Consider the following 7143-nt stretch of genomic DNA (forward strand, 5'->3'; position numbering starts at 1 on the left):
CGAAATCGCGACGGCACCGGCACGGAACTAGGATCGGTCGGGGCGCACCTGGCACAGCGCCGTGGACGCCATGGCGAAAGGCCCGGCCGGCCACCCGCAGGAGGTCCCCTATGGCGACGCTGCTGTCCGTCAACGTGGGTCTGCCGAAGGACGTCTCCTGGCAGGGCAGGACCGTCCGCACCGGCGCCTGGAAGTCACCCGTGCACGGCCCCCGGATGGTGCGACGGCTGAACGTCGACGGGGACGGCCAGGGAGACCTGGCCGGGCACGGCGGTGACATCCGTGCCGTCCTCGTCTACCAGTCGCAGTCCTACCGGTACTGGCGGCAGTACCTCGGCCGGGACGACCTGACCTTCGGGATGTTCGGGGAGAACTTCACCGTGGACGGGCTGCCGGACGACGACGTGTGCATCGGCGACCGGTACCGCATCGGCGAGGCCGAATTCGAGGTCACGCAGCCGCGTGTCACCTGCTACCGCGTCGGCATGCGGCTGGGCGAACCCGCCATGGCCTCGTTGCTCGTCGCCCACCACCGCCCGGGCTTCTACCTGCGCGTCCTCACCGAGGGACACGTGCAGGCCGGCGACCGGATCACCCTGACGCGCAAGGGCCCCGGGGAACTCAGCGTCGCCGAGACCGACGCCCTGCTCTACCTTCCCGACCGCGACCCCGCCAAGCTCCGCCGGGCGCTGGAGATCTCCGCGCTCAGTCCCGGCTGGCAGCAGTCCTTCCGCGAACTCGCCGCCCCCCGGCCGCCGGGACGGGAACCCGGGGAACCGGTCGGCCCCGGCACCCGGCGGCCCGGCGAGGAGCCGGGATGGCCGGGATTCAGGACCATGCGCGTCGCCCGCATCGTCCCCGAGACCCCCACGATCTCGTCGATCCACCTCGACGCCACCGACGGCACCACGCTGCCCGTGGCCCGCGCCGGCCAGTACCTCTCCGTCCGCCTCGCCGTCGGCGACACCGGCCCCACGGTGCGCAGCTACTCCCTCTCCTCGTCGCCCTCGGCCGGCACCTACCGGATCAGCGTCAAGCACGAGGCCCACGGTCGGGTCAGCAGGTACATCCACGACACACTGCGCCCCGGGGACCTCGTGGACATCGCCAGCCCCCGCGGAACGTTCGTGCTCGAAGAAGGCGCGCGTCCGGTCGTCCTCGCCTCCGCTGGGATCGGCGCCACTCCCGTGCTCGCCATGCTCCACCAGCTCGCCGCCCGGCGGGACCCACGTCCCGTCTGGTGGATCCATGTCGCCCACGACCGCGCCCGGCACGTCTTCGCCGACGAGGCCCACGCGCTCCTGGCCCGGCTCCCCGACGCCCACGAGCACATCTACTACACCGCCGAAGCCGCGCCGCAGCCCGGCGAACGCGCCGTGACGCCCGGGCGTCCGACCGTCTCCTCGCTCGCGGCGATGGGCCTGCCCACCGACGCCGACGCCTACCTCTGCGGTCCGACCGCCTTCATGGACGATTTCGGCGGTCAGCTGCACGACCACGGCCTGCGCCCCGAGCACATCCACACGGAGCGGTTCAGCTCGCTCCCCGCCATCAACCCCGGCGTGACGTCCACCACCACCGTCCGGCCGCACCGGCCGCCCGGCCCACCGGGCACCGGCCCCCTCGTCACCTTCGCCCGCAGCGGCGTCACCACCCCGTGGTCGCCGGCCCACGCGACGCTCCTCGATCTCGCCGAGGCCTGCGACATCCCCACCCGCTGGTCCTGCCGGACCGGGGTCTGCCACACCTGTGTCACCGCCCTGCTGGCGGGCGACGTCTCCTACACCACACCGCCCCTGGAACCTCCCGGGCCCGGCACCGTCCTCGTCTGCTGCAGCGAACCGGCCGGCGAGATCGTCCTCGACCTCTGACGGGGCGCCATTGAGCGTCCGGGGCGGCCCGGCCACGGCGGCGCCGGCCCCGGAACGCTCAGGTGACCGGGCCCGGCGCCGGCGGCGACGGGTCGTAGGCCGCGTCCCGCACGATGTCGCGCAACCGCTGAACGGCGGTGAGCAGCTGGCGATGGGTGGTGTACAGCGCGTTGACACCGAAGCGCAGGAGATCCGGGGCACGCATGTCGATGATCACGCCCCGCTCCGCCAGCGCCCTGGCCAGGCCGTGGGCGTGGGGATGGCGCAGGGCGACATGGCCCGCGCGTCGTGCCGGGTCGGCCGGGGTGACGGCCTCGATGCCGAGAGGGGCGAGGAGTTCGGTGGTGCAGTGGAGGAAGAAGTCCGTCAGGGACAGGCTCTTGGCGCGGACCTCGGCGAGGTCGACACCGTCGAAGACGGTGAGCGCCGCTTCCAGCGCGAGCAGGGAGAGGATGGGCGGGGTGCCGATGCGGGCCCGCGCGATGCCCGGCGCGGGTGTGTAGTCCGGGCCCATACCGAAGGGGTTCGCATGACCGGTCCAGCCGGTCAGCGGGGTCTCCAGCGAGGCGTGGTGGCGGTGGGCCGCGTAGAGGTATGCGGGGGCGCCCGGGCCGCCGTTGAGGAACTTGTACCCGCAGCCGACGGCGAAGTCCGCCTCCAGGGCGTCGACATGCAGTGGCATGGCGCCGGCGGCATGGCACAGGTCCCACACGGCGAGCGCCCCGGCGCGGTGCGTGGCCTCGGTGATCGCGGCCATGTCGTACAGCTCCCCGGTGCGGAAGTCGACCGGTGAGCAGCTGACCACGGCGACCCGTTCGCCCTCCTCGGCGAGGAACGCCGCCAGGCCGGCGGGGGGCACGTGCCGCACCTTCAGGTCCTCGCGCCGGGCGACCGCCTCCGCGAGGTACCGGTCGGTCGGGAAGTGGCCGGGGTCGGTGACGAGCAGCGGCCGGCCGGGGCGCAGCGCGACGGCCGCGCTGAGCGCGGTGAACAGCTGCACGCTGGTGGAGTCCCCGGCCACCGTCTGGCCCGGCGCGGCGCCGATCAGGCGGCCGATCGTGTCGCCCACCCGCAGCGGCGCGTCCCACCAGCCGTTGCCGTTCCAGGAGCGGATCAGGTCGGTGCCCCACTGGCGGGTCACGAGGTCGGCCAGGGCCGGGGGTACGGCGGCGGGCAGCGGGCCGAGGGAGTTGCCGTCGAGGTACACGACCCCGCCCGGGATCAGGAACCGCTCGGCGAGGGGGGCCAGGACGTCGTCCGCGTCGGACCGCGCGGCCCGGGCGTCGAGTGCGGTGGGGACGGTCGTCACGGCTGGGTGGCCTTCCGCGTGTCGGTGTCGGGCCGTCGGGCGCCGAAGGCGGACGACAGCTCCCACAGAATGTCGGTCACCGCGCGGGCGCCGGACGCGTCCGGCTCGATGAGCGTGTAGTGGCCGGTTCCGGGCAGTACGACGGTGCGCAGATCGTCGTGCACGGCCGCGTAGTCGGCGAACTGGGTGAGGGGGACCTCTTCGTCGACGGCGCCGTGCAGGAGCACGGTGGGCACGCCCGTGGTGCCCGCGTCGCGCAGCAGGGTGAGGGGGTCGACCTGGGCCAGCCGCTGGGCGAAAGGCTCCTCGCCGCCCAGGAGCTGGAGGGCGGCGCCGTTGCTGAGGTCGTCGCGGCGGGTTGCGGTGAGGTCCGTGATCGGCGCGAGGGCGAGCACTGCGGTCGGCAGCTCCCGGGTGTGCCAGGGGGAATCCTCGGCCAACAGGCCACGGGCCGCGCACCACAGGGCCAGATGGCCACCGGAGCAGTGCCCCGACAGGACGTACGGCCGGCCCGCCGGCAGGGTGTCCACGATCCGGGCGACGTCGTCGAAGGTCTCCGGATAGCCGCCCGCCCCGCCCGAACGGCGGAAGCCCGGCAGCAGCACGTCGAAGCCCTGCCGGGCGAGGTAGGCGGCGAAGGGCGTCAGATGCATCCGGTCGTAGCGCCAGTATCCGCCGTGCAGCAGGATCACCAGCGGGGCGCCGGGATTCTCGGCCGGCCAGGCGTCGTAGACCTGGTGCGGGTGGTCACCGTAGCGGCCGTGCACCGGGGCCAGGACCGGCTTCAGGCTCAGCACCCGCTGTTCCTCCTCCGCCGCGAAGGCGGAGATGACCCTAGACGTCACCGCGCACCTCCCACAGCTCGGGGAAGACCGGGCGGACGGCGCGCTGTTCGAGCCAGGCGAGCCCGGTGGAACCGGCGCTGCCGCTCTTGGCGCCCATGGCCCGGCGGACGACCATGACGTGGTCGAAGCGCCAGCGCTGGACGAGTTCGGCTATGTCGGTGAGCAGTTCACCGAGGGCGAGCAGCGGGTGGGCCTGCGGGCCCGAGTAGATCCGCCGCCACACCTCGACGACACCCGGGTCCGAACGGTAGGGGGTGGTCATGTCCCGCTCCCGCACGTGATCGGGAACGGGCAGTCCGCGTCGGTGCAGGAACCCGAGCGCCTCGTCGTACAGGGACGGTTCGCGGTGGGTGTCGCCGAGCGCCTCGTGCACCGCCGGGTCGCCCTCGTGCAGGCGCAGCATCGAGGCGGACTTGTCACCGAGGAGGAACTCCATGTGCCGGTACATCGCCGACTGGAAGCCGGACGCCTGGCCGAAGGCGGCCCGGAATCCGTTGAACTGAGTGGGCGTCAGGGCGGCGAGCGGACCCCAGGTCGCGTTGAGGGCGGTCAGCGCGCGGCGGCTGCGCACCAGGGCGTCCATGGCCGCGTTCAGGTCGTCCTTCGCGAAGGCCGTCCCGGCCACGCGCCACTCGTGGACGATCAGGGTGAACCACAGCTCCATCACCTGTGTGGTGACGACGAACCCCATCTCGTCCGGAGCCTCGGTGAGGGGGTGCTGCAGCCCGTTGAGGACGGATGCGCGCACATAGGCGTCGTAGGGACTGGCGCCCGCGAACGGCCGGGTCAGGGCGTCGTCCGCGGCCGGCCGGGTCACGGCCTCGTCCACGGCCGGCCGGCCGGGTGCGGAGGTGCTGTCATTCATGCTGTCTCCTAGTGCTGCCGTCGGCCGGCCGGGTGCCCGGGCGGCGGCGCGGCGGGAAAGGCCCGGGGTCACACGCCGAGGTGGACGCCGCCGGACGCGTCGATCCACTGACCGGTCATCCAGCGGGCGTCGTCGCTCGCCACGAAGGACACGACGTCGGCGATGTCCGCGGGGGCCCCGAGGCGGCCGAACACGGAGGCGCCGGCGTACCTCTGGCGGATCTCCGGGACGCTGAGCGTGGGATTGATCTCGGTCTCGGTGTAGCCGGGGGCGACACTGTTGACCGTGATGCCCCGGGAGCCCAGCTCCTGTGCGAGGGCCAGGGTGAGGTAGTCCAGGGCTGCCTTGGTCATGGTGTAGGCGACGAGCTGGGGAAAGGCGACGCGGGTGGCCACCGAGGAGACGTTCACGATCCGGCCGCCGTCGCGCAGCCGGTCGAGTCCGCGCTGGACGACGAAGAACGGCGCCTTGGTGTTGACGGCGAACGCCCGGTCGTAGTCCGCCTCGGTCACGTCCGCGATCCGGCGCGGGAGGGTGATGCCGGCGTTGTTGACGAGGATGTCCAGTCCGGGTTCGGCGTCCCGGCCGGCCAGGGCGCGGTCGAAGGCGGCCCACAGGGTGTCGGCGTCACCGGGCACACCGAGTTCGGCGTGGACGGGGAAGGCGCGACCGCCGTCGGCCTCGATCTCCTTGACGGTCCGCTCGGCCGCCGACCGGTCGTGCCCGTAGTGGACGGCCACCAGGGCGCCCTCGCCGGCGAGCCGCCGGCCGATGGCCCGGCCGATGCCGCGGCTGCCTCCGGTGACCAGGGCGGTCTTGCCGTCGTGCCGCAGGGGGGTGGTCATCGTCTTCTCCTTCAGCTGGGTGGGTTCCGGCCGTGGCGGCGGGGTGTGTGCGCCAGGTCAGGCGTCGAAGTCGAGGGTGATCTCGGCGCTCAGCGGGCGGGCGCGGCAGGTGAGGGTGTAGCCGGCGGCCAGTTCGGCGGCGTCCAGCGCGTGCGCGGCTCCGGTCGTCACCCGGCCGGACACGACCCTGGCCCGGCAACTGCCGCAGATGCCCTCGCGGCACGCGTAGGGCACGTCGGGGTGGGCGCGCAGCAGCGCGTCGAGCAGCGCGGCGTCCTGGGGGCCCACGGTGGCGACGCGCCGGCGCCCGTCGTAGAGCGCGGTGACCCGGGTCCCGTTCGGGGCCGGGGTCCCGGTGACCGGTGGTGGCGTCGCCGGCGGGGTGTCGCCGAGGGTGAACAGTTCGGTGCGTACGAGGTCCGGGTCGGCGCCCCACTCCGTCAGCGCCTGCCGGACCGTGGCGACCAGGCCCGCCGGTCCGCACAGGGCGAAGGTGGTGCCGGGGCCGGGCCGGGCGTGAAGCGCGGTGAGCAGGCGGGGCAGCGTTCCGGCGCCGATCCGTCCGCTCAGTGGGCCGCCGCCCTCCCGGTCCTCGCGGGTGAGGACGTACAGGGCGGTGAACCGGTCGACGAAGGCGTCCTTGACCACGGCCAGTTCGTCGGCGAGCAGGGCGTCGGCGGAAGTGGGCACCGAGTGGATCAGGGAGACACGGCAGTCCGGGTCCTCGCGCAGCACGGCCGCGGCCATGGCCGCGAGCGGGGTGATGCCGGAGCCTCCCGCGACCAGCACGTGGTGGGCGCCGGGGCGCTCGGGCAGGGCGAAGGCCCCGGAGGGCGGGGAGAGTTCGAGGGTGTCGCCCGGTGCCAGGTCCGTCATGGCGTAGGCGCCGAAGCCGTCGGGGGCGCCACGCCTGATGACCAGGCGCAGCGCGGCCGGTTCCGCGGGCGGGGGGCAGACCGAGTAGCTGCGGCGCAGCTCGGTGCCGGCGCCGCGGTGCCGGACGACGACGTGCTCGCCGGGCCGGTGTGCGAAGACCTCCCGCAGGTCGTCGGGCACGTCCAGGGTGACCGCGACGCCGTTCTCGGGCAGTGGCCGCACCTCGGCGACGGCGAGCCGGTACCAGCCGGTGCGCCGGCCGGCGGCCCGGACCGGGACTGCCGTGGCGGCCCCGGTGGCGGCCGGGGTGGCGGCCCTGGCGGTGGCGGGGGTGGCGGCCCCGGTGGTGGCCGGGGTGGCGGCCCCGTTGGTGGCGGGGGTGGCGGCCCCGGTGGTGGCCGGGGTGGCCGAGGTGGCGCCAACGGCGGCAGGGGTGGCCGGGGCTGCGCCAACGGCGGCCGGGGTGGCCGGGATGGCGCCGGTACCGGTGTCGGAAGCCGAGGCGGTGGAGGTGGCGGCGGTGACTTGCTCG

At 74.2% G+C, this 7143-nt stretch carries 6 protein-coding genes; 1 reads left to right on the plus strand and 5 read right to left on the minus strand.

All coding sequences use genetic code 11. The features are described 5' to 3' along the window. Positions 1-110 precede the first annotated feature (110 nt). On the plus strand, positions 111-1871 hold the full coding sequence (locus ACGFT2_RS08185) for an MOSC domain-containing protein (protein WP_393274712.1): 1761 nt from the start codon (positions 111-113) through the stop codon (positions 1869-1871). Positions 1872-1929: 58 nt separating this feature from the next. On the opposite strand, the gene kynU is transcribed toward ACGFT2_RS08185, so the two are convergent. From kynU to ACGFT2_RS08210, 5 genes are all read right to left on the minus strand, one after another. Beyond that, entirely contained in the window at positions 1930-3180 is a 1251-nt protein-coding gene (gene kynU / locus ACGFT2_RS08190) for a kynureninase (protein WP_393274714.1), read from the minus strand. Further along, positions 3177-4025 (minus strand): alpha/beta hydrolase family protein, encoded by an 849-nt coding sequence (locus tag ACGFT2_RS08195; RefSeq protein WP_393274716.1) that lies wholly within the window; start codon positions 4023-4025, stop codon positions 3177-3179. Before ACGFT2_RS08195 ends, kynU begins: the two co-directional genes overlap by 4 nt. After that, positions 4015-4890 (minus strand): tryptophan 2,3-dioxygenase, encoded by an 876-nt coding sequence (locus tag ACGFT2_RS08200; protein WP_393274718.1) that lies wholly within the window; start codon positions 4888-4890, stop codon positions 4015-4017. The genes ACGFT2_RS08195 and ACGFT2_RS08200 overlap by 11 nt, the downstream gene beginning before the upstream one ends. 68 nt (positions 4891-4958) lie before the next feature. Next, positions 4959-5735, minus strand: coding sequence for an SDR family oxidoreductase (locus ACGFT2_RS08205; RefSeq protein WP_393274720.1), 777 nt, complete (start codon positions 5733-5735; stop codon positions 4959-4961). A gap of 57 nt (positions 5736-5792) precedes the next feature. Next, a partial coding sequence (locus tag ACGFT2_RS08210) for a 2Fe-2S iron-sulfur cluster-binding protein (RefSeq protein WP_393274721.1) occupies positions 5793-7143 on the minus strand: 1351 nt, incomplete at its 5' end.

Source organism: Streptomyces sp. NPDC048514 (assembly GCF_043199955.1).
Classification (GTDB): domain Bacteria; phylum Actinomycetota; class Actinomycetes; order Streptomycetales; family Streptomycetaceae; genus Streptomyces.

What these genes read in the sequence shown, in the direction of transcription:
- ACGFT2_RS08200 (WP_393274718.1), bottom strand. Translation starts at nt 4,890, where the DNA reads ATGAATGACAGCACCTCCGCACCCGGCCGGCCGGCCGTGGACGAGGCC.
- ACGFT2_RS08185 (WP_393274712.1), top strand. Translation starts at nt 111, where the DNA reads ATGGCGACGCTGCTGTCCGTCAACGTGGGTCTGCCGAAGGACGTCTCC.
- ACGFT2_RS08205 (WP_393274720.1), bottom strand. Translation starts at nt 5,735, where the DNA reads ATGACCACCCCCCTGCGGCACGACGGCAAGACCGCCCTGGTCACCGGA.